Origin of the sequence: Acinetobacter sp. SA01 (genome assembly GCF_011319235.1) — a bacterium.
Classification (GTDB): Bacteria; Pseudomonadota; Gammaproteobacteria; order Pseudomonadales; family Moraxellaceae; genus Acinetobacter.
Genome location: NZ_WXXM01000005.1, coordinates 166,771 through 188,851 on the forward strand (window position 1 = coordinate 166,771; position 22,081 = coordinate 188,851).

The following is a 22,081-nucleotide window of genomic DNA, read 5'->3' on the forward strand; positions in this document are numbered from 1 at the left end:
TCCTAAAAAAAGCATGGACTAAGAATGGCAAAAATAGCATGAAGCGGGGTAGGAGTTACAGCCAAGTTGCAATAAATTTGCTACTATAGCGGTTTTTAAGCCCAATAAGATTGCACATTTATGAGCAGCACCCCTGATACCCGCCTGATTTGGATTGACCTTGAAATGACAGGTCTGGATACGGATAACGATCAAATTATTGAAGTTGCAACGATTGTGACTGACGATAACCTGAATATTCTGGCGGAAGGTCCAGTGCTGGCTGTGCATCAGTCGGATCGCGTACTGAATGCGATGGATGAATGGAATACGCGTCAGCATGGTCAATCGGGGCTGATCGAACGGGTACGCCGCAGTAAATTGACTGCACGAGATGCCGAACAGCAAACCCTGGAATTCCTGAAAAAATGGGTCAATCCAAAATCATCCCCGATGTGTGGTAACTCCATTTGTCAGGATCGCCGTTTCTTGCACCGTTTAATGCCGGAAATGGAACAGTACTTCCATTACCGTAATCTGGATGTATCTTCAGTGAAAGAGCTGGCAAAACGCTGGCGTCCGGAAATTATGAGTGGCTTGAAGAAAAATGCCTCACATTTGGCGATGGATGACATCCGTGATTCGATTGCCGAACTGAAATATTATCGTGAATATTTCTTTATCATGAATAAATAAAGCAGTATTGATAGATGAATAGAAAAGGGGCGAAAGCCTCTTTTTTTTATGTCTGCTACAGTTATTGAATGATGCGAAAGAGATAGATTATCGAATTGAGCCGGAATTTGATAAAATGCGTCGGTGTTTTTTAGCTGTTAGATAATGAATGACTGATCTTCCTGAAGATGATGAATATGAGCGCCGCTTTGCCGGGGTAGAAAAAATTTATGGAGATGAGGCATTTCGTCACTACGAACACAGCCATGTGATGGTCATCGGCATTGGCGGCGTGGGTTCCTGGGCAGTTGAAGCCTTGGCACGTACCGGCATTGCTGAACTGACCCTGATTGATATGGATGTGGTCGCTGCATCGAATATTAACCGTCAGTTACCGGCCATGAGTTCAACCTTGGGCCGGGAAAAAATAGAAGTGATGGCTGAGCGCTGTTATTCAATTAATCCACGGATCAAGATCAATCTGGTAGATGATTATCTAACCCCAGACAATGTCAAAGAACTGTTAGAAAATACCCCTGATGTCGTTCTGGACTGTATTGATGATGTCAAAGCCAAACTGGCCTTAATGCTGCATTGCCGTTTTAATAAAATTCCGCTGATTGTGTCGGGTGGAGCAGGTGGAAAATTAGATCCTTTAAAAATCCGTGTTGCCGATTTATCTAAAACTGAACAGGACCCGATGCTGGCGAAACTGCGTAGCCAGCTACGAGCCAAAGGCATTTGCAAAAAGCCAAAAGAAAAATTTGGTATTACCTGCGTCTATTCGATAGATAATCCGTTCTCTGGCGCAGAAGTTTGTGCCAGTGCCGGCCTGCGCTGTGGTGGTTATGGCTCGGCAGTGGTAGTGACCTCAAGTTTTGCTATGGTAGCGGTATCAGAAGTGTTAAAAAAACTGGTACTAAAAAAGCCTAAAAAATTGCAATGACCTCATCACGATAAAAATTAGAAGCTTATAAAAAGGATGAATCCGATGTGATGTGATCGGGTTCATCCAGATTTTGAAACCTTATAAAAATTAAAGTCCAAAATAATAAGCCAATACACAAATCACAATGGTCAGCAGAATCAGTTTAATCACGCCTGATGTCCCGACCTTGTGCGAGGCATGCGCAGGATGGCTTTTTACCTGTGGGGTGCTATGTGGAGTGCTGGGTGCATCATCCAGAGGATTGGCGACTTCAACTTTGGTTAACCGTGCGGATTGATAATGATTGGCAACTTTAACTATAAATTTTGCGGTTAAATCATCCAGTTTTTGCGAGAAATGGCGTAGATTCAGCTGCTCTTCTGCTGTCAGTTCACTGCCATCCGAATGATATGGATGTTGCTGTTTTTGCTGAATATAACTAGCTAGTGCTTCTAAACGATGCAGTGTGGTATGCGTATAATCCGCCTGATAATCGCTTGGCAGTAAAGGCAGATATTTACTCTCGGATAATGGGGAGCCATCGGCATTTCCCGTTGCAGTTTGCGGCATTCCATAATATGGAAAATCACGATTGGCAGGCTCGACAAAGCCTTGGGCAAACTTGCTGTCAAATAATTCGTTGTTGGTATAAACCTGAATGTCATCCCACTTCGGCTGTTGCAGATCGGCATCGATACGCTTTGCCAGTTTTGAATTCAGCTCGAAACGCCAGAAGGTTTCCTGACGACACTGTTCCTGTTGTGGCTTGGGCGCTGCATAGTCATGATCTGCATTATACCATTCCGCCAATTCCTTGCCGAAAATCCAGGCCGTTTTCTTATTTTGTTCATGGCTGACAATAAAATGCGGAATGGCCAGCAGTTCAACATTGGCATTTGGATTCTGTTCATCATTGAGCAGGCTGGAACTGTGCAGGCTGATGCGCAGCGTTCCCTGTTTTTTTAGACCTTCCAACCAGATTTGAAAATGTTGTGCCAATAAATGTTGTGACAGCAGATCTCGGAAACGCAAATTGTGCTGGTTAAAAATGGCATGTTGTACCCAATGATTAAAGCTCAGATTCTGGCTGAGATATTCATTGCCATAGGTCACCAAAGTAAGCTGCTGTTTCCAAATCTGATCGAGTGCCATTGTTATTGATCTCATAAATATTGGCTTTATCTTATACTTTTTCTAAATATGGTTGCCAATCTAATTTTTCCTCTACAGGGAACTTCATCAATGCGCTTAAAAACTGTTAGAATATGGGGTTTTATTATATTTTTAAATTGTTGCTTTGAGAGTTACTATGTCACTGGAAGCCCTGACCACTGAAGCGCTCGCTGCGATTGCAGCAGCAGAGGACCTTGCTACACTCGATCAAGTACGAGTGCAATTTACAGGGAAGAAAAGCCAGCTCGCGGAACAATCCAAGGCACTGGGTAAAATGGCCCCTGAAGAACGTAAAGTTTTCGGGGCAAAAATTCATGCTGTGCGTGAAGCCATCACTGGTGCATTAACCACACGCCAGGCCGAATTACAAAAAGCTGCACTAGAACAAAAACTTGCCAGCGAAACGATTGATATTACCTTGCCGGGTCGTGGTCAAAGCGTAGGCAGTATTCATCCTGTGACTCAAGTGCAAGAACGTATTTGCCAGTTCTTTACCAAAGCCGGTTTCACTGTTGCGACAGGCCCTGAAGTTGAAGATGATTATCACAACTTTGAAGCGTTGAATATTCCGGGTCATCACCCTGCACGTGCAATGCATGATACTTTCTATTTTGATGCCAACCACTTGCTTCGTACCCACACTTCAGGTGTGCAAGTGCGTACTATGGAAAAGAATCAGCCGCCAATTCGTATTGTCTGCCCGGGTCGCGTATATCGCTGTGACTCGGATCAGACGCATTCGCCAATGTTCCATCAAATTGAAGGTTTATACGTGGCTGAAAATACCAGCTTCGCTGAACTGAAAGGTTTGCTGGTGAACTTGCTGAACGAATTCTTTGAAAAGGATTTAACTGTTCGTTTCCGTCCATCTTATTTTCCATTCACTGAACCAAGTGCTGAAGTGGATATCATGGATGAACGTGGTCGTTGGCTAGAAGTTTTAGGCTGCGGTATGGTGCATCCGAATGTGCTTCAGGCAGCAGGTATTGATCCTGAAAAATATAAAGGTTTTGCGTTTGGTTTAGGTGTAGAGCGTTTTGCCATGCTGCGTTATGGCATTAATGATTTGCGTATGTTCTACCAGAATGATGTGCGTTTCTTACGCCAATTTGCTTAAACGAATTTATTAACCTCTCTTGCGAAGCAGTGCTTCTCATCTCCTTTAAAAAAGGAGAGAACTCCGTGAAATGATTGGAGTTAGAGAGGGATTCAAAAAATTAGATTTATAGGTTTTTATAGAAATGAAAATTAGCGAAAATTGGTTACGCACCTGGGTCAACCCAGCAATTGACAGCGATACCTTATCTGACCAACTCACCATGCTCGGTTTGGAAGTGGATGAACTTGCGTCAGCGGCAAAACCATTTACAGGTGTGGTTGTTGGTGAAGTACTCACTGTAGAACAGCATCCGGATGCAGACCGTTTACGTGTGACTACAGTCAACATCGGTTCAGGTGAGCCTTTACAGATTGTCTGCGGTGCACCGAATGTACGTGCAGGCATGAAAGCACCTGTAGCCACCATTGGTGCAGTTTTACCGGGTGATTTCAAAATCAAGAAAGGTAAGCTTCGTGGCATCGAATCCCAAGGTATGCTGTGTGGTGCTTCTGAAATTGACCTTGAAGATAAAATTGATGGCCTTCTAGAACTACCTGCGGATGCATCGGTGGGCATGAATATCCGTGAATATCTAGACCTTGATGACAATGTCATTGATATCAGTATCACGCCTAATCGTGGTGACTGTTTCAGTATTCGTGGTATCGCACGTGAAATTGGTGTCATTAACCAGCTTGCTGTGACTGCACCGGAAATCAAGGAAGTAGCTGCGACTATTGCTGATGAGAAGCAAGTAGTTGTAGAAACTGAAGGCTGCCCACGTTACTTGGGTCGTGTGATTAAAAACGTCAATACCAAAGCCGCGACCCCGGTATGGATGGAACGTGCACTTGCTCGTTCAGGTATCCGTCAGCACAGCATTTTGGTCGATATCACCAACTATGTCTTAATTGAATTGGGTCAACCATTACACGCATTTGATGGTGGTAAGGTTCAAGGTTCAGTGCATGTACGTCAAGCCACTGCTGCTGAAAAACTGGTGTTGCTCAATGAACAAGAAGTTGAGTTATTTGATGATGTAATGGTGATTGCTGATGATGTGAAAGCATTGGCAATTGCCGGCATCATGGGTGGTTTATCTTCTTCTGTTACCGATGAAACCACGGAAATCTTCCTGGAATCTGCTTTCTTTGCACCTTTACATATTGCGGGTCGTGCACGTAGCTTTGGTTTACATACCGATGCATCTCAGCGCTATGAACGTGGCGTAGACTTTGAATTACCACTTATTGCCATGCACCGCGCATCACAGCTGATTGCTGATCTTGCTGGTGGTGAGTTTGGTCCAATTACTGTTGCAGAAAAAACTGAGCTTTTACCAAAACGTGAAGCGATTGAGCTGAATCAAGCTCAAGTGGATCAGTTATTGGGTTACAAAGTTGAATCTGACTTTATTACCGATGCACTGCAACGCTTAGCTTGTGTGGTGACTGTAAAAGCAGAGGGTCAATGGTCTGTAGTTCCTCCATCACATCGCTATGATATGGCAATCTATCAAGACCTGATTGAAGAAGTTGCCCGTATTCATGGTTATGACAACATTCAGATTAGCTTACCAGTGATTGATGTCAAACTTGCCAAACATCAAGATCAGTTTGAATTGCCACAACTTCGTCAAACCCTGGTGACTTTAGGTTATCAGGAAGCGATTAGCTTTAGCTTTGCCGATGCTAAACTTGAAAAACAGTTGAATCCTGCGGTCAATCCGTTGATGTTGGCCAACCCGATTTCAAGCGAACTGGCTGCAATGCGTTCGACTTTGTTATCCAGCTTGATTCCATGTGTGCAATACAATATTAACCGTCAGCAAAACCGCGTACGTTTCTTTGAACTGGGTTTACGTTTTGATTATCAGGATGCACAAAGCATTCATGATCTAAAACAGATTCCGACTTTGGCTTTAATTGCAGTCGGTGCTAAAACAACTGAATCTTGGCATGGCAAGGCTCTACCGATGGATTTCTTTGACTTAAAAGGTGAAGTTGAGGAAATTCTGGCAGCTGGACGGGTTCAAGTGGAATATGTTCGTTCAGAGCGTAGCTGGTTGCATCCTGGACAATCAGCTGAAATTCTGGTTGATGGTCAGTCTGTTGGTTATCTGGGTCGTTTACATCCCTCTTTGGAAGACGAACTTGATTTGGGCATGACTTGGGTTGCCGAACTTGATCAAAAGGCTGTTTTGCAAACTTATGTATCTAATTTTACAGAATTATCACGTTTTCCATCAGTAAGACGTGATATTGCGCTTTTAATTAGTGATAAGATTAATGTTAGAGAAATTCAGGGACTTATCGAAAAAACAGGTGGAGAGCTGCTAGACTCGACATGGTTATTCGATGTGTATACTGGACAAGGGGTAGAAGAAGGGAAACGCTCACTGGCATTTGCCCTTCTCTGGCAGCATCCAAGCCGTACATTGGAAGATGCTGAAATTAAATCAGGTATGGATAATATCCTTCAAGTGTTGGAAAACACTTACCAAGCGACATTGAGGGCTTCATGACAGCACTAACAAAAGCAGAAATGGCTGATCATTTAAGTGAGCTCACGAGTTTAAACCGTCGTGAAGCTAAACAAATGGTCGAATTGTTCTTTGATGAGATTAGCCAAGCGCTAATCTCGGGCGAACAGGTTAAACTTTCGGGGTTCGGTAACTTTGAGTTGCGTGACAAGCGTGAACGTCCAGGCCGTAACCCGAAAACTGGCGAGGAAATTCCAATTTCAGCACGCCGTGTAGTCACATTCCGCGCAGGGCAGAAATTCCGCCAGCGTGTAGGAAATGAGCAGATCGATTGATCTGCTCTTTTTTTGCTATAAGATTTGTATATAAAAGCGTTATTTGTGGAGTAGAGCCTAAGTATTTGAGAGATTCAGCCCTTTGTAATTTAATTGACAATCGGGATTAGAAATCAATTCTGTACTTAGAATAGGGAGAGGTACAATTGTTTTTATAGAATTGAACTTTATTTTAGTCATAAAAAAAGAGAGCCAATGGCTCTCTTTTTTGTACTGAATAATCGTAAAGATTATTTAGCAGCAGAAGCAGCAGCTTCAGAAGCTGGAGCAGCGTCAACAGCAGAAGCAGCAGCTTCAGTAGCAGCAGAAGCTTCAACAGTAGCAGCAGAAGCAGCAGCAGTAGCTTCAGAAGCAGCTACAGTAGCTTCAGAAGCAGCAGCATCAGCAGCAGGAGCTTCTTCAGTTTTTTTAGCACAACCAACGAAAGCTAAAGTAGTAGCAACTGCAGCAGCAATAGCGATTTTTTTGAATAACATGGCATCACTCTCTAAAATATGAGATTAAAAAAAACCTATGTTAGCCTGTTGAGTGCTTTTATTCTTCCTAAAATCTGTTAGGCAGTAACAATGCAGAGGCAGTCTAACTGGTCTGCGAATATGCTATCACTGCGCATTTTGAATTGCTACTAGGAGGCTAGTAAAAAATGCAAAAAAAGATAAAAAATGAGCATTTTTTTAACAGAAAATAACAATCAATCGGAGAGTTTATATTGGATAAATACTAAATAACTCGCTAAAAATTATGGTTTTTTAAAGTTAATATTTTTAACAGGTATGAACTAGTCCCTTAAGTTTACAAAGAAAAGACTTGATTGTAGCTTTATGTAAATAAAGTCAACCAAATAAAAAGGCTATCGTTAGAGATAGCCTTTTATAGAAAAAAAGAATAATGTCGTGTTTAGTTGGTCGCTTTACGCTTCATTTGATCGAAGAAATCATCATTGGTTTTGGTTTCTTTCATACGATCCAGCAAGAATTCCATGGCAGCCAGTTCATCTTGAGTATGCAACAATTTACGCAAAATCCATACTTTACGTAAGTTGTCTTCAGACATCAGGCGTTCTTCACGGCGAGTACCGGATTTTTTGATATTCATTGCAGGGAATACACGTTTTTCGGCAATGCGGCGATCAAGCGTAATTTCCTGGTTACCGGTTCCTTTGAATTCTTCGTAAATCACTTCATCCATTTTACTACCGGTTTCAATCAGGGCAGTAGAGATGATGGTCAATGAGCCGCCTTCTTCAATGTTACGTGCAGCACCGAAGAAACGTTTTGGGCGCTCTAAGGCATGCGCATCCACACCACCAGTCAACACCTTGCCTGAAGAAGGGATGACAGTGTTATAGGCACGCGCTAAACGAGTAATCGAGTCCAGCAGAATTACCACATCTTTCTTGTGTTCTACCAGACGTTTTGCTTTTTCAATCACCATTTCAGCCACTTGTACGTGACGTGCTGGGGATTCATCAAAAGTTGAAGCAATCACTTCACCACGAACGGTACGTTCCATTTCGGTTACTTCTTCAGGACGTTCGTCAATCAGAAGTACAATCAGAAAACATTCAGGATTGTTACGGACAATCGACTGTGCGATATTTTGTAACAACATGGTTTTACCCGCTTTTGGCGGCGCAACGATAATAGAACGTTGGCCTTTACCAATCGGAGCCACCAAGTCCACTACACGTGCAGTTAAGTCTTCAGTAGTACCGTTACCCAGTTCCATTACCAATTGTTCAGTCGGGAACAATGGGGTCAAGTTTTCAAACAGGATTTTGTTGCGCGAGTTTTCAGGCGTGTCGTAGTTAATTTGATTAACTTTTAAAAGCGCAAAATAGCGTTCGCCTTCTTTGGGTGGGCGAATTGTGCCAGTAATGGTATCACCGGTACGTAAGTTGAAACGGCGAATTTGTGATGGGCTGACATAAATGTCATCTGGGCCTGCAAGATAAGAGCCCGCTGCTGAGCGGAGGAAACCAAAACCATCAGACAGAATTTCCAGAACACCATCACCAAAAATCTCTTCGCCATTCATTGCATGGCGTTTTAAGATGGCAAAAATGATGTCTTGCTTGCGGTTACGAGCCATTCCTTCCAGGCCCATAAACTCGGCAATCTTGATGAGTTCGCCAATCGGTTTTTTCTTGAGTTCAGTTAAATTCATAGGGGGTCAGATAGAATTAAAATTCTGGGATAGAGATGAGAAAAGGGAGCAACATTCAGCCGCTTACACGCAATAAACGTAACGCAATTGTATTTGCACAATAACAATTCAGAGGTCTGATTCATTGTTTCGAAGAGAAAAGTGTAAAAACAATTTCTGTTGCCGAGCGGCGATCTTATGTGTTGTGTCTTGTAAGAAAATGGCGGATTAGAAATCCTTTATTCCTTGAACAAGCAATATAAGAGCTAATCATATTTTTGTCAATTTATAGACGAAAAAAATACGCTATCCGGAGATAGCGTATTGTATCAAATTACACTGGTTTCAATTAGATGTTTTCTTCAATGAAAGCAGTCAATTTAGATTTTGGCGCAGCACCGACTTGTTGAGCGACAACTTCACCATTTTTAAACATTAATAAAGCTGGAATGTTACGGATATTGTAGTTTACGGCAGTCGCTTCACAAGCAGTTACGTCAACTTTAACAATCTTAACTTTGCCTTCAAATTCTGTAGACAGTACTTCTAGTACAGGTGCAATGGCTTTACACGGTGCACACCAGCCTGCCCAGAAATCGACAAGTACAGGAACGTCAGATTGTAAAACGTCAGCTTCGAAGTTCGCATCAGTTGTGTTTACGATATTGCCAGACATGGATATGCTCCAAATAAAATTTTAAGTTAGTTCTATAACTATAAGTATTACATAGCCTCGTTTAACTATGTAGAGGGATATGTAAATTTTCAATCATTATATTGAGTTTGTCTAATTGATGCTCACGATATTGATTATCGTGTCCTACAATTGTTTAAGCGATTAAAAAAATTAAAAACTGCTTTAGTTGAATTGATAAATGGCTTTTAAATTGCATGCATGTGAATTACTCTAAGCACAATTCTTATAGGTTTGTTTGAATAATGTCTGATTTTTTGATTGATGAAGAGTTACTTGCTGCCATCGATATGGGGTCGAACAGCTTTCACCTGGCGATTGCACGTGTAGATCATGGCGAAGTAAAAAAAGTGGCTTCAATGTCAGAAAAAGTACAATTGGCCGCAGGTTTAGATGAAAACAAAAATTTGACTGAGGCGGCACAGCAACGGGGTCTAGCCTGTCTTGCACGCTTTGTCGGGCGTTTAAGTTCTGTACAGGCCAACCGGTTGCGTATTGTCGCCACCAATGCTTTACGTCAGGCAAAAAATGGTCATGAATTTATTCAAAAAGCCGCAGAGATTTTACCTAAACCGATCGAAATTATTGCCGGTCGTGAAGAAGCTCGTCTAATTTATTTAGGTGTATCGCATACCATGGCCAATAGTGGCCGCCGCCTGGTGATTGACATTGGTGGTGGATCAACTGAACTGATTATCGGCGAGGCATTCGAGCCGATCCATACTGAATCTGTACAAATGGGATGTGTGGCCTTCACCAAAGCCTATTTTATGGAGGGTGAGATCAATCAGAAAAGTTTCGATAAAGCGGTGACCGCTGCCCGTAAGGAAATTTCAGGCATTGCCAATACCTATAAAGCCGCCGGTTGGGATACTGTGGTGGGTTCAAGCGGAACAATTAAAGCTTGTCGTCAGATTACCGTGAATATGGGCTGGAGCAATGAAAAAGAAGAGCTCACCCGTGAAGGTCTGGAAAAACTCAAAGACAAGTTGCTTAAATACAAGCACGTGGCCGAAATGGAATTTGACGGCCTGAAAGAAGACCGCCGAGCAGTTTTGCCAGCAGGGATTGCCATTTTATATGCGGTATTTGATGTGCTGGGTCTGGATAAACTGGTTTATTCAGATGGTGCGTTACGTGAAGGTGTCATGTATGACCTGCTTGGTCGTTTCCAGCATGAAGACGTTCGCGACCGTTCTGTGCATGCTTTAATGGGACGTTATAACGCAGATAGCAAACAGGCTGAGCGTGTAGTCAATACGGCACAGCAATTGTTTAATGGCATTGCACAATCATTAAATTTAACTAATGATGACAGTGACTTACTGCGTCGTGCTGCATATTTGCATGAGATTGGCCTGGCGATTAGCCACAGTGGTTACCATCGACATGGGGCTTATTTATTGCAGCATTCGGATATTCCCGGTTTCTCACAAATTGACCAAAACCATTTGTCACATTTGGTCGCTCATCACCGTCGTAAACTTCGTGGCGATGCACGGGTTGATGTTGCTAAAGTCGGTGGTAGCAAACTTGTGTACTTATGTCTATTGCTGCGTTTAGCAGTTTTACTGAATCATAGTCGTAGTGATGAGATGCTTCCTGCCATTGAATTAAGTATCATCAATGAGCAACAATGGCAGCTCAGCGTTTCTGGCGATGCCAAACAATGGCCTTTGCTTGTAGCAGACTTGCATGATGAACAGATGCAGTTTAAGCATTGGGATATTGAATTGAATATTCAGTCGGAACAATTTATCTATTAACAAGTGATTGGTTAACAAGGTATTGTTAATTTAGGGATAATGGTCGACCTATGAAAAATAAAGCTGCTCAATCTAAAGCATGGACAACGGTTCAAATTGCGCGTCATCCAGAACGTCCGCAATTTCTGGATTATGTTGGTGAAATCTTCACTGAATTCGATGCTTTACATGGAGATCGGGTATTTGGTGACGATGGTGCGATGATCGGTGGCTTGGCACGTTTTAATGGTCAGCCAGTGATGATTGTTGGGCAACATCGTGGTCGCAGCACTCGTGAAAAATTGCAACACAACTTCGGTATGAGTAATCCCGAAGGTTACCGTAAAGCACAGCGTTTACTCGACATGGCTGAACGTTTTAAACTGCCAGTATTCACTTTTATCGATACCATGGGTGCATATCCTGGGGTCGGTGCGGAAGAACGTGGTCAGGCAGAAGCGATTGCCACTAGCCTTGCACAGCTTTCAAGCCTGAAAGTTCCGGTGGTTGCGACCGTTTTAGGTGAAGGCGGTTCAGGTGGTGCACTCGGTATTGGTGTGGCGGATCGCGTCGTGATGTTGTCTCACAGTATCTATTCGGTGATTTCTCCTGAAGGTTGTGCATCCATTTTATGGAAAACAGCAGAGAAAGCGGAACAAGCCAGCGAAGCCTTGGCATTAACTGCAGAGAAATTAAAACAACTTGGTATTGTTGAATATGTGGTTGATGAAGGTGAAGGCGCGCATTTGCAGCCTGAAAAAGTGATGCAAGATCTTAAAGATGTGTTACAACAGGCTTTAGAAGAATTGCAATCGATGGATGCGAATGAGAGATGCGAAGCACGTTACCAGCGCTTAATGAAGTTTGGCAGCGACAATTCCGGTCTGGCATCTTAAAACAAATCCAGTGCTTTCCTCCTGAAAGTACTTTCTTGATTGGATGTAGTGGCGGCATGGATTCCATGCTGCTATTGCGTTTAATGTCTGATTTATTTCCTGAAAAAATCCGTGCGATCTATGTCGATCACCAGTTGCAAAAAATTAGTGCAGACTGGGGGCAATTTGTATCTGATCAATGTGCAGCGCTGAATGTACCGTGTATTGTTGAAGCCGTTGAAGTGCAAGATGGCAACCTGGAACAGCAGGCACGTAACGCGCGTTATCAGGCCTATGCAAAGCATTTAAAAGCCAATGAAATCTTAGTCTTGGCACATCATCAGCAGGATCAAGCCGAAACCTTGATGCTACGCTTGCTTTCGGGTGCCGGCGTACATGGTTTATCCGCCATGAAGCAGGTCGATATTCGTGAGAAATTTACCATTTGGCGACCGCTGCTTGATATTTCCCGTGAGCAGATTGGCCAATGGGCAACCCAGCTGAATGTGCAAAATATTGAAGATCCCACCAATTTAGATACCCATTATGATCGGGCCTGGTGCCGTCATGAATTGTGGCCAGTGCTGCAAAATCGCTATCCTCAAATGCAGCAAGCTTTAAGCCGTACTAGTTATCTCATGCAGGATGCGGAAGATATTTTGCTGGACGTATTACAGCAGGATTTAAGCGCTTGCGGATCGGCCACTGAACTGGATTTAGAAAAGCTATCCCAATTATCAAGTGCACGGCAAAGGCAATTGCTCTCTGCCTGGATGAAAGGGCAAGATACTTATCGCCCGAGTTTTGAAATGGTGCAACGCTTGTTGCTTGAAGTGATTGGATCCAAATCTGATGCACAGGCGGCATTGCACTGGAATCAATATTATTATGTGCGTTATCAGCAAAAACTTTTCCGCTTAAGTGCCACAGAATATTTGGCTGAAAAAAATCAATCGATTGCTAATAAACAGGCAATCTTTGTCGAGTTAGGACAAAAGCTTGAAATACTGTCAGGTGATTATCTGGCTGAAACCGCAAACATAGGTCTTTCAGCAGCATTGCTGGGTCAAAAACTGGATTTAGTGATACGCCAGGGGGGCGAAAAAATTCATTTGTATGGACGAGTGGGGGCTTGGCCGTTAAAAAAAGCCATTCAGGAAGCACAAATTTTTCCCTGGCAGCGTTATAGAATTCAAATATTAAGCATAGATAATGTTATGCTTGGTGTTTTTACACCAAAAGGGTTTTGGTTAGCCCAATCTGAATATTGTGAAATCGGTGGGTGGCAACCAAATTTGATCTCTTAGTTAAAAAATTCTAAGTCGAGTATGAATCCATGAGTGCAGCTTTAAATTGTAATATTAGTTTTATTGGTGGCGGTAATATGGCCCAGGCCTTGATTGGCGGGCTGATTTCGCGTGGCTTGCCGCCAACACGTATTACAGTTTCTGATCCGGTCGAAAAAGTCCGTCTTTTATTAACAGAAAAAGATGTACATGTGACGGATGACAATATTGCTGCCATTCGTGATGCCGATATCGTACTTTTTGCAGTGAAGCCGCAAGTACTGGCCAGCGTATTAAAACCGCTTAAAGGTTTGTTTGAAGGCAAACTGGTGATGTCGATTGTGGCTGGGGCTGAAATCGCAACTATTGCCAACCTGCTAGAAACCAATCGAATTGTTCGTGTTATGCCCAATACACCTGCTTTGGTGCAAACAGGAGCACATGGCCTATATGCAACGGAAGCGGTGAATGCACAGGATCGTGAATTGGCCAGTCAGGTTTTGGCTGCAACCGGTTTAACCATTTGGGTCAATTCAGAAGCACAAATTGATGCTGTAACGGCAGTATCGGGCTCTGGTCCGGCTTATTTCTTCTATATGATGGAAAGCATGATTCGTGCAGGCAAAAACCTGGGTCTGGATGAAAAAGTGGCGACTGCATTGACGTTGCAAACAGCATTGGGTGCCGCACAAATGGCGATTACCAGTTCAAATACACCTGCAGAATTGCGCAAAAATGTGACCTCTCCAAATGGTACAACTCAAGCTGCACTGGAAGTATTCGATCGTGCGCAAATCTCTCAAAATATTCAGGCCGCTTTGGCTGCCGCGCAAAAGCGCAGTCAAGAACTTGCTCAAGAGCTAAGTGAAAGTAGCAAATAACTCGTTTTTATTTAGGAAAGTTCCAGTATGGGTGCAAATTCTGCGCTGATTTTTGGCATTATTATTAACGTAGCGATTTTGCTCGTATTCTTTCGTTTTCTGATGCAGCTTGCAGCGGTGAATGCTTATAATCCTGTCGTCATGTCTACTGTGAAAGCGACAAAAATCGTCGATCTGTTTGGGCGTATTTTTCCCACCTTAGCAAAAGGTCGTGTCAATTCTGCAGCCTTGGCTTTGGTGGTACTTTTATATTTACTCAAGATTTTTGGGGTAATGTACCTTTCAGGTGCTATGCCGAACAGTCCGGTACATCTGGTGATTTTGACCTTTGTCACCATGATTCAGGATCTGATCCGCTTCTGTCGTTACCTGATTTTTGCAACGATTATTTTAAGCTGGGTGGTAATGTTTACTCAATCTCGCTCACCATATATTGAAGTCATTCAAGAGCTGGCAGAACCATTGTTGGCTCCGTTCCGCCGTATTTTGCCGAATATGGGTATGATTGACCTGTCGCCAATTGTTGCCTTTTTGGCATTGTATATTGCCGAAATTATTATGAATGAAGTGGCGATTGTACTTCTGACTGGACTTTAAAATTCAGACAGTGAAATCTGAATAATAAAAAAGGACTCGTTAGAGTCCTTTTTTATGGGCTGTTGAAATGTTTTCTATGGGGATTGTACCGTCGAGAGTTCCTCTCCCTGAGCAAACTTGAAAGCACTGCTTTCAAGTAAAGCGCAAGAGAGGAGAGGGTTTTTTTCTAACTTAACCTCTCCCTAACCCTCTCCTAAAAGGAGAGGGAACTTTATTAGTGTGCCTCATCCCAGTTATTGCCTTTACCCACTTCGACAATCAGCGGTACAGAAAGCTGGATCACCGATTGCATCACTTCTGCCAGTTTAGGTGCCAGTGTATCGGCAATGTCGGCATCGACTTCAAACACCAATTCATCGTGTACCTGTAACAGCATTTTAGCTTGATCTTTAGGCAACATTTTATCCACTTCAATCATGGCTATTTTAATGATGTCAGCAGCGCTGCCTTGTAGCGGGGCATTGATGGCCGCACGTTCGGCACCCTTACGTACCATCATGTTACGGGCATCAATATCCGGTGTATATAAACGGCGGCCTAGAATGGTTTCCACAAAACCTTGTTCCAAAGCCACCTGACGCGTACGTTGCATGTACTCATAGATGCCCGGATAACGATGGAAATATTGCTTGATATAGTTTTGCGATTCTTCACGGGTAAAGCCCAATTGACGAATCAGACCAAATTCGGACATGCCATATAACAGACCGAAGTTAACGGCTTTGGCCTGACGACGCTGGTCATTGGTGACATCTTCCAGTGCAATACCCAGAACTTCAGCTGCAGTACGGCGGTGTACATCCTGACCATGCTTAAAAGCATCAACCAAAGCTTCATCCTGGGAAAGATGCGCCATTAAACGCAGTTCAATCTGTGAATAATCGGCAGCCAGCAAAACCCGACCTTCAGGTGCAATAAAGGCTTTACGAATCTGACGGCCAATTTCTTCACGTACCGGAATGTTTTGCAGGTTGGGATCAGTCGATGACAAACGACCTGTTGCCGTTAAAGCCTGATGGTAGCTGGTATGCACACGCCTGCTGTCATTGTTGGCCTGTTTTTGCAAGCCATCGGTATAGGTGCTTTTCAGTTTGGAAAGACCACGGTATTGCAAAATTAAATCGGTAATCGGATGGTCGATTTTTTCCAGAATACTTTCACTGGTGCTGTATTGACCGGTCGAGGTTTTTTTGCCACCTTTGAGTCCGAGTTTATCAAACAGGATTTCACCGACCTGTTTCGGCGAGCTGACATTAAACGGCTGACCGGCCAATTCGATAATCCGGTTTTCCAGATTCTGAATGGTATTGGAAAAATCGACACTCAACTGATCTAAAAATTTCAGATCCAGTTCAATGCCGTTTTCTTCCATAATGGTCAGCACACGCGCTACCGGCATTTCAATATTGTGCAAAATATTGTTCAGCTCAGGAATGGCCTGCAACTTTTTCGACAAGACTTCGTATAGACGATAGGTGACATGTGCATCTTCCGCCGCATAATGCGCTGCTGTTTCAATCTCGATCTGGTTAAAGGTCTTCTGTTTAACGCCTTTGCCTGCAATCTGTTCAAATGTGGTGGTCAAATGACTCAAATACACACGAGCAACATCATCCATGCCATGACGGGTCGCCACAGAATTTAAAACATAGGATGCCAGCATGGTATCGAAATACCAGCCTTGCAGTTCAATGCCGTGATTTTGCAGGATGTGGGCATCATATTTTAAATGATGGCCAATTTTTTCAACCGCAGGATTTTCTAAAATCGGTTTGATTTGCGCCAGGATGGTTTCACGATTCAGCTGTTCCGGTGCCCCTTCATAGTCGTGGGTCAGCGGAATGTAATAGGCATCGTTGGCATCAAAAGCCAGTGAAAAGCCAACCATCTCGGCAATACGATAATCCAGACTGGTGGTTTCGGTATCAAAGGCAAAACGTTTGCTGCTGCTTAAACGCTGGAAAAGCTGGTCCCAGTCTGCTTGAGTTAAAATGGTGTGATAAGTGGCTTTGCCTAGTTGATCATCTATACTGGTCAGTTCTGCCTCATCTTCAGTATTAATGACAGCTGTGGTATCGATTGTGGTTTCAATACTCTTGGCTGCCTGTTTATAGACTGAATTATTCGGATTGTTTGGATGGTCGAGGGACTGTAACTGGTTACGGAACTCAAGTTCGGTATATAGGCGACGTAATTCTTCCACATTCGGATCACCGAGTTTCAGGTCTTCATAACAAAGACCCATATCCAGGTCGCAAACTATACTGGCCAACTGATGATCCAGAGTAATGCCTTCAACATTGTCTTTAATACTTTGACCGACTTTGCCTTTAATTTTATCGACATTTTCCAGAATGCCGCCAATGGAGCCGTATTCGGTCAAAAGTTTGGCAGCGGTTTTTGCACCGACACCGGGTACGCCACGGATGCCATCCGACGCATCACCCATCAAGGTTAAATAGTCGATAATCTGATTCGGCCATACTCCGAACTTTTCAAAGACAGCATTTACATCCATCGGCTTGTCTTTAAAGCTGTCTTCCAAAGTCACTTTGTCGGTGACCAGCTGGGCCATGTCTTTGTCGCCGGTCGAGATCAGCACTTGATAACCTTTGGCTTCTGCACGTTTGGCCAAGGTGCCGATCACGTCATCCGCTTCAGCGCCGGGAAGGGTGTGTAAAGGAATACCCAAAGCACGGATCAGGTTATGAAGATAGGGAATCTGCTGCGACAGTTCATCAGGCATGCTTGGGCGGTCACCTTTATAAATCGGTGAAAGCTGATGACGGAACGTCGGTTCAGGGGTATCAAAAATCACAGCCATATGTGTCGGCTGAATACGACGCATCAACTTTTGAATCGCAGAAATGGCACCACGAATTGCGTTGGTCTGTAAACCAGTCGAAGTGGTTAGTGGTGGCAGTGCATGATATGCACGAAATAAAAAATATGAGCCATCGACCAAAACAAATGGTGGCATTGAAGGATTCCTAATTCAAATATCGGCCTTATTGTACGTGATTTTGCCCATGAACATAGACACATCATTCAAGATGCGTGTTACCGAATATCTGATGAATGCTTAAAAATCAAAGTCACAGCTGTTGTATGATCAAGTTAATCAGGATTGAGATAAAGAAAAAATGAGGAAAGGACAGGGCGAAATCCGGATGATTTGGCTGATGGTACTGATTATTGTCGGCATGGGGTCCTGGTTTTTGGATGTACGCATCTTCACCTATTTATGTGGTTTGGCTTTTGTCATGAGCCTGATGCAATATATCGATACGATCCAGTCCCGGGCAGATGAAATTGCTGTAGAAACAAATATTTCAGTCCAGGAAAACTCTAAAGTTCCTTTATATCTCTGTTCAATTATAGCCATTGTCGGCGGCATTCTTGATTGGGAGTTTGCCGTCGGGCTGGGTATCACAGCATGGATTTTCTTCTTTCTCAGATGGTTGCGCCGTTTAGAAGGTTTATTGAACCAGATTCAAACGCGCTTGCAGCATAATCAAACGCCAGCTTATTCAGCTGTTGAAAATCCTCCGCCTCAACGTCCTGAATATCAAACTGCATCATCGTCATCGGAATTGATGGAACAGTTAAAGCAGTGGATTTTTCAAGGTAATCCGGTTTTAAAAGTGGCTATCTTGGTACTGGTCATTGGCATCATCCTGTTACTACGTTTTGCCACCGAGCACTGGCAACTCAGTCTGGCTATGAAGTTGGCGATTGTTGCAGCGGTCAGTGGCGCAGTGACCGGACTTGGCTACTGGATGCAGAGTAAAAACCGCAGTTTTGCTCTTGCTCTAGAAGGCTTGGGTTTAGCCGCATTATTTTTGACGCTATTCTTTGCCTATTACAATGCGGTGATTCCGACACTCGCCATCGCTGGATTATGTTTTGCCCTGATCATGGGTGTGACCCTGATTCTCAGCCTAAAACAGCAATCGATTGAACTGGCGCTGATGGCGATGATCATTGCCTATATTGCACCGTTCACCTTGCCGGTTCGCAACGCGACGGCGATTGAACTGATTGCCTATTACATCGTGATCAATCTTGCGGTTGCGATTTTAAGTACCTTACGCCCCTGGAAAATGCTGAATCAAATCGCATTTTTAATGACAGTCATAGTTGGCGGTGGTTATGCTTTTTATCGTGGAGAGGAATCTGAACGAAATGCTTTAACCTTATTGGTTGCGGTACATACGGTAATTTTTGTCTGGCTGAGTTTTCGTTTTAGTCAGCTACTGGCCAAAGAAGATCTGGCTCAGTTCAAACTGAAACCTGCTTTGGATATTGCCCTGATCTTTGGTGCGCCTCTGGTCGGTTATATTTTTATTTATTTAATGCATTTTGAAGAAACGCGCTGGCAGGCCGGAGCGAGTCTGGCCTTTGCTGCCGTGTATGCAGGCTTGTATCAACTGTCGAAACGCCATCAGGCGGTGCAGCTGATTTCACAAAGCTATTTCAGTTTAATGCTGATTTTTCTGGCCCTGATTCCTCCAATTCTGTTGCATAAACAATGGAGTGTGATTGGCTGGGCGGTGGAAGGACTGATCATTTTTATTTATGCCCTGTATCGTCAGTCAGAGATCAGTCGCTATCTGGCCATGGGGCTGATGATTGTTGCCGGTTTATCCAGTTTGTATTATCTGGTAGAGCTAAATGAATTTCCACGTGAAATGTATTGGGGTTTATGCCTGAGCTATTTTGCCGTGGTTGTGGTGGCGAATAGTCGAGAATCTTTTAGAAATCAATTAAGCAGTTCTACCATTGCCTTTCACTGTTTGCAGATGCTGTCTGCAACCACGATGTTGATTGTATTGTTGCTGGATGAAATTGATGGTCCTCAACAGCAGATGATGAGCCTGTTGATTGTCAGTGGCTTCTATCTGCTGATGAATGAGTTGATGTTGCGTTGCAAAGCCACCTGGACCTGGCTATTTCCGAAATGGCTGGGGCTGATTCCGGTGTTTGTTTTTGCCCTGATTATTGTGATTGATCAAAGTCAGCAGGGCATTATTGTCTGGCCCACGATGTTTGATCGCCTGAGTTTTGCACTTTCCGGATTGATGCTGACTGCATTGTGGCTTCGTCCATTGCTGGGTGTGCGGACTGAAAAAGAGTGGGTCAGTTTTGGTACCCTGACCAGTCTGGCCATGACCAGCTTAACCCTGATTCCGGGCATGCCTTATATCAGTGTGGTGATTCTGCCTTTGCTGTTCTGTGCCTGGTGTTATTGGCAAGTGGATAATCCTGACTGGAAAATGTTCTGGAAAGCGCGAAGTACTTTGCTGCTGATGGCAACCTGGATTGTCTGTTCGCAACTCTTTACCCAACAGGCTTTCCAACACTATTTTCTACCGATTATTAATCCATTTGATCTGGTGAGTATTGCCATGCTGGCGTGCTTTATCTGGATGCTGTCTTTGCAGGTTAAATCGGGGCTGGATAAAGGCATCGTTGCCGTGCTGATGGTACTCAGTCTGCTTTGGCTCAGTAGTTATATTGTACTACGTGCATTACACATGTATTTGGGCACGCCGTTTAATGAACTGGCTTTGTGGGAAGATGGTACGGTTCAACTGAGTCTGACTTTGCTGTGGGTGAGTTTAGCCTTTATGACCATGAGTCTGGCCAGTCACAAACAGTTGCGTTCAGTCTGGATTTTAGGCGGCAGTATTTTGGTGATTGTGACCTTGAAACTGGTGCTGTTTGATTTGTCCCACATCGGGACCTTAACCCGTGTGATTTCATTCCTGGGTTCAGGTTTTGTGATGTTGCTGATTGCTTATATTGCACCGATTCCAGAGGGTTCTTTGGTTAAAAAATCCCACTAAATTTCTTTTAGGTAAAGGATCTTTTCTCAAATCAAATAGCAGTTATATCCCGTGATTCTTTGCTTATACGAATGTTTAAAATTATCTTATTTAAGTTAGAAGTTTTCACTGCCACAATTTTTAAATAAAGTTGAAATGCATTTGTGTAGGCGAAGTCTTACTTTTGAAAGGCCAAAAGTAAGCAAAAGCCTTTGTTACCCATACACAACGTCCTTGTTGTGATGGGTAACGTGTGGCATCCATGCCACACTCATAAATTAAATACCTGCGAAAATCTATTTTTTTATTTTGGTATGATGAACAACTTGTAGTCATTGAAAAATGATTTATGAATGAAGTCTACAATTTAATCCTCCCCATCCCTCCTTTAAAAAAGGAGGGATGGGGAGGATTAAATGATTAAAAGAATTATTTTAACCCCGCCTCACGTTTCACTTCTTTGGTATTGGCATACTGATCAATATCTTCATCATTTAAAGGTTGAACAGTTGCCGGTCGATCGACGAAGCCCATTTTCGGTACTGGAATTTCAATCTGATTGGCGACAAAACCGTTGCGGATACGTTCCTGCATTTCATCACGCACTTTTAAAAAGTTTTCACGGTTACACCAAACGGCAAATAACAGCTCAATAGAGGATTCTCGGAAGGCAGTTACGGTCACCGCAGGCTTTGGATCAGCCAAAACTAGTGGATATTTATTGGCTACATCCAATAATACTTCCCGGACTTTAATGATGTCCTCATGAAAGTTAATCGCTAAAGTGATGGGAATCCGCCGAATCGGGAATTTGGACAGGTTATGGACGGGGGCTCGAATCAGCTGTTCATTCGGCACGCGTACATAAACATTGTCCTGAGTCAGCAGTTTCACCGAAAGCAGGTCAATCGAAATTACTTCACCTTCAATGGTATGACCACGAATTAGGGTCATTTGTACAGTATCGCCAATTTCAAAAGAACCTTCCCCAATCAGGAATAAACCGCTGATGAGGTTGGAAGCAGAGGTTTGCGAAGCAAAACCCAGCGCAACCGTTAAAATACCGGCCGCACCCAAAAATACACTCAGTTTAAAACCTGCTTCTTTAAGGCTGGCCATCACAAAGATCAGGAAGATGAAATAAAAAATCCCGCGGCGCCAAACCAGACTTTGATGAGCATTAAACCGTGAGCCAACCGTGCGAATAAAGGTGTTGGAGACAAAACGTGCAATTAAAAAACCGATAAAACATAGCACGATGGCAACAATAATTTCAGTCAGTCGTTCGGTATTGATATTGGTAAAAATACCTTTGAGGCTGCTGGTAATTTCTTTTGGTATATTCGAATCTGCCATAGT

Annotated in this window: 17 protein-coding genes; 11 read left to right on the forward strand and 6 right to left on the reverse strand. The window is 43.3% G+C overall.

Features of this window, described 5'->3' with window-relative positions; all coding sequences use genetic code 11:
- Nucleotides 1-120: 120 nt before the first annotated feature.
- Together orn and GTU69_RS07195 are read left to right on the forward strand one after the other, a co-directional pair.
- Nucleotides 121-675 (forward strand): oligoribonuclease, encoded by a 555-nt coding sequence (gene orn / locus GTU69_RS07190; RefSeq protein ID WP_166169360.1) that lies wholly within the window; start codon nucleotides 121-123, stop codon nucleotides 673-675.
- A 148-nt stretch (nucleotides 676-823) separates the two neighbouring features.
- Nucleotides 824-1,600 carry a tRNA threonylcarbamoyladenosine dehydratase gene (locus tag GTU69_RS07195; RefSeq protein WP_166169362.1) on the forward strand — a complete coding sequence of 259 codons (777 nt, stop codon included), beginning with the start codon at nucleotides 824-826 and terminating at the stop codon, nucleotides 1,598-1,600.
- A 90-nt stretch (nucleotides 1,601-1,690) separates the two neighbouring features.
- Here GTU69_RS07195 and GTU69_RS07200 read toward each other — a convergent pair whose 3' ends face one another.
- Nucleotides 1,691-2,734: a hypothetical protein gene (locus GTU69_RS07200; protein WP_166169364.1), complete on the reverse strand. Its 1,044-nt coding sequence runs from the start codon at nucleotides 2,732-2,734 to the stop codon at nucleotides 1,691-1,693.
- 157 nt (nucleotides 2,735-2,891) lie between these two features.
- Between GTU69_RS07200 and pheS the strand changes: the two genes are divergently transcribed.
- From pheS to GTU69_RS07215, 3 genes are all read left to right on the forward strand, one after another.
- The gene (gene pheS, locus GTU69_RS07205; protein ID WP_166169366.1) at nucleotides 2,892-3,872 is read left to right on the forward strand and encodes a phenylalanine--tRNA ligase subunit alpha; all 981 of its coding nucleotides are present in this window, start codon (nucleotides 2,892-2,894) and stop codon (nucleotides 3,870-3,872) included.
- Nucleotides 3,873-3,996: 124 nt separating this feature from the next.
- Entirely contained in the window at nucleotides 3,997-6,378 is a 2,382-nt protein-coding gene (gene pheT / locus GTU69_RS07210) for a phenylalanine--tRNA ligase subunit beta (RefSeq protein WP_166169368.1), read from the forward strand.
- Nucleotides 6,375-6,671, forward strand: coding sequence for an integration host factor subunit alpha (locus GTU69_RS07215; RefSeq protein WP_086197465.1), 297 nt, complete (start codon nucleotides 6,375-6,377; stop codon nucleotides 6,669-6,671). The genes pheT and GTU69_RS07215 overlap by 4 nt, the downstream gene beginning before the upstream one ends.
- Nucleotides 6,672-6,901: 230 nt before the next feature.
- Here the strand turns inward: GTU69_RS07215 and GTU69_RS07220 are convergent, their stop codons facing one another.
- The 3 genes from GTU69_RS07220 to trxA form a co-directional block, all read right to left on the reverse strand.
- Nucleotides 6,902-7,147 (reverse strand): hypothetical protein, encoded by a 246-nt coding sequence (locus GTU69_RS07220; RefSeq protein WP_166169370.1) that lies wholly within the window; start codon nucleotides 7,145-7,147, stop codon nucleotides 6,902-6,904.
- 421 nt (nucleotides 7,148-7,568) lie between these two features.
- Complete coding sequence (gene rho, locus GTU69_RS07225) at nucleotides 7,569-8,837, reverse strand: transcription termination factor Rho (RefSeq protein ID WP_005007569.1); 1,269 nt, start codon at nucleotides 8,835-8,837, stop codon at nucleotides 7,569-7,571.
- Between the two features lie 328 nt (nucleotides 8,838-9,165).
- On the reverse strand, nucleotides 9,166-9,492 hold the full coding sequence (trxA, locus tag GTU69_RS07230) for a thioredoxin (RefSeq protein WP_004649742.1): 327 nt from the start codon (nucleotides 9,490-9,492) through the stop codon (nucleotides 9,166-9,168).
- 263 nt (nucleotides 9,493-9,755) lie between these two features.
- Between trxA and ppx the strand changes: the two genes are divergently transcribed.
- The 5 genes from ppx to GTU69_RS07255 are packed head-to-tail and all read left to right on the forward strand — an operon-like array spanning nucleotide 9,756 to nucleotide 14,894.
- Nucleotides 9,756-11,276 carry an exopolyphosphatase gene (gene ppx / locus GTU69_RS07235; protein WP_166169372.1) on the forward strand — a complete coding sequence of 507 codons (1,521 nt, stop codon included), beginning with the start codon at nucleotides 9,756-9,758 and terminating at the stop codon, nucleotides 11,274-11,276.
- Nucleotides 11,277-11,326: 50 nt separating this feature from the next.
- Nucleotides 11,327-12,151 carry an acetyl-CoA carboxylase carboxyltransferase subunit alpha gene (locus GTU69_RS07240; protein ID WP_086197461.1) on the forward strand — a complete coding sequence of 275 codons (825 nt, stop codon included), beginning with the start codon at nucleotides 11,327-11,329 and terminating at the stop codon, nucleotides 12,149-12,151.
- Nucleotides 12,088-13,437, forward strand: a complete 1,350-nt coding sequence (gene tilS / locus GTU69_RS07245; RefSeq protein ID WP_166169374.1) for a tRNA lysidine(34) synthetase TilS — start codon at nucleotides 12,088-12,090, stop codon at nucleotides 13,435-13,437. Before GTU69_RS07240 ends, tilS begins: the two co-directional genes overlap by 64 nt.
- Nucleotides 13,438-13,466: 29 nt before the next feature.
- Nucleotides 13,467-14,297, forward strand: a complete 831-nt coding sequence (gene proC / locus GTU69_RS07250) for a pyrroline-5-carboxylate reductase (RefSeq protein WP_166169376.1) — start codon at nucleotides 13,467-13,469, stop codon at nucleotides 14,295-14,297.
- A gap of 27 nt (nucleotides 14,298-14,324) precedes the next feature.
- On the forward strand, nucleotides 14,325-14,894 hold the full coding sequence (locus GTU69_RS07255) for a YggT family protein (protein WP_086197458.1): 570 nt from the start codon (nucleotides 14,325-14,327) through the stop codon (nucleotides 14,892-14,894).
- Nucleotides 14,895-15,108: 214 nt separating this feature from the next.
- On the opposite strand, the gene polA is transcribed toward GTU69_RS07255, so the two are convergent.
- Nucleotides 15,109-17,874, reverse strand: coding sequence for a DNA polymerase I (polA, locus tag GTU69_RS07260; RefSeq protein WP_166169378.1), 2,766 nt, complete (start codon nucleotides 17,872-17,874; stop codon nucleotides 15,109-15,111).
- Between the two features lie 163 nt (nucleotides 17,875-18,037).
- On the opposite strand from polA, the gene GTU69_RS07265 reads away from it, so the two are divergent.
- A complete protein-coding gene (locus GTU69_RS07265) occupies nucleotides 18,038-20,743 on the forward strand; it encodes a DUF2339 domain-containing protein (protein ID WP_166169380.1) in 2,706 nt (901 codons plus the stop codon).
- A 408-nt stretch (nucleotides 20,744-21,151) separates the two neighbouring features.
- On the opposite strand, the gene GTU69_RS07270 is transcribed toward GTU69_RS07265, so the two are convergent.
- Nucleotides 21,152-22,078 carry a mechanosensitive ion channel family protein gene (locus GTU69_RS07270; RefSeq protein WP_166169382.1) on the reverse strand — a complete coding sequence of 309 codons (927 nt, stop codon included), beginning with the start codon at nucleotides 22,076-22,078 and terminating at the stop codon, nucleotides 21,152-21,154.
- Between the last annotated feature and the right edge of the window lie 3 nt (nucleotides 22,079-22,081).

Coding starts and splice junctions, on each gene's coding strand:
- orn (WP_166169360.1), top strand. CDS start 121: ATGAGCAGCACCCCTGATACCCGCCTGATTTGGATTGACCTTGAAATG.
- GTU69_RS07195 (WP_166169362.1), top strand. CDS start 824: ATGACTGATCTTCCTGAAGATGATGAATATGAGCGCCGCTTTGCCGGG.
- GTU69_RS07200 (WP_166169364.1), bottom strand. CDS start 2,734: ATGGCACTCGATCAGATTTGGAAACAGCAGCTTACTTTGGTGACCTAT.
- pheS (WP_166169366.1), top strand. CDS start 2,892: ATGTCACTGGAAGCCCTGACCACTGAAGCGCTCGCTGCGATTGCAGCA.
- pheT (WP_166169368.1), top strand. CDS start 3,997: ATGAAAATTAGCGAAAATTGGTTACGCACCTGGGTCAACCCAGCAATT.
- GTU69_RS07215 (WP_086197465.1), top strand. CDS start 6,375: ATGACAGCACTAACAAAAGCAGAAATGGCTGATCATTTAAGTGAGCTC.
- GTU69_RS07220 (WP_166169370.1), bottom strand. CDS start 7,147: ATGTTATTCAAAAAAATCGCTATTGCTGCTGCAGTTGCTACTACTTTA.
- rho (WP_005007569.1), bottom strand. CDS start 8,837: ATGAATTTAACTGAACTCAAGAAAAAACCGATTGGCGAACTCATCAAG.
- trxA (WP_004649742.1), bottom strand. CDS start 9,492: ATGTCTGGCAATATCGTAAACACAACTGATGCGAACTTCGAAGCTGAC.
- ppx (WP_166169372.1), top strand. CDS start 9,756: ATGTCTGATTTTTTGATTGATGAAGAGTTACTTGCTGCCATCGATATG.
- GTU69_RS07240 (WP_086197461.1), top strand. CDS start 11,327: ATGAAAAATAAAGCTGCTCAATCTAAAGCATGGACAACGGTTCAAATT.
- tilS (WP_166169374.1), top strand. CDS start 12,088: ATGCGAAGCACGTTACCAGCGCTTAATGAAGTTTGGCAGCGACAATTC.
- proC (WP_166169376.1), top strand. CDS start 13,467: ATGAGTGCAGCTTTAAATTGTAATATTAGTTTTATTGGTGGCGGTAAT.
- GTU69_RS07255 (WP_086197458.1), top strand. CDS start 14,325: ATGGGTGCAAATTCTGCGCTGATTTTTGGCATTATTATTAACGTAGCG.
- polA (WP_166169378.1), bottom strand. CDS start 17,874: ATGCCACCATTTGTTTTGGTCGATGGCTCATATTTTTTATTTCGTGCA.
- GTU69_RS07265 (WP_166169380.1), top strand. CDS start 18,038: ATGAGGAAAGGACAGGGCGAAATCCGGATGATTTGGCTGATGGTACTG.
- GTU69_RS07270 (WP_166169382.1), bottom strand. CDS start 22,078: ATGGCAGATTCGAATATACCAAAAGAAATTACCAGCAGCCTCAAAGGT.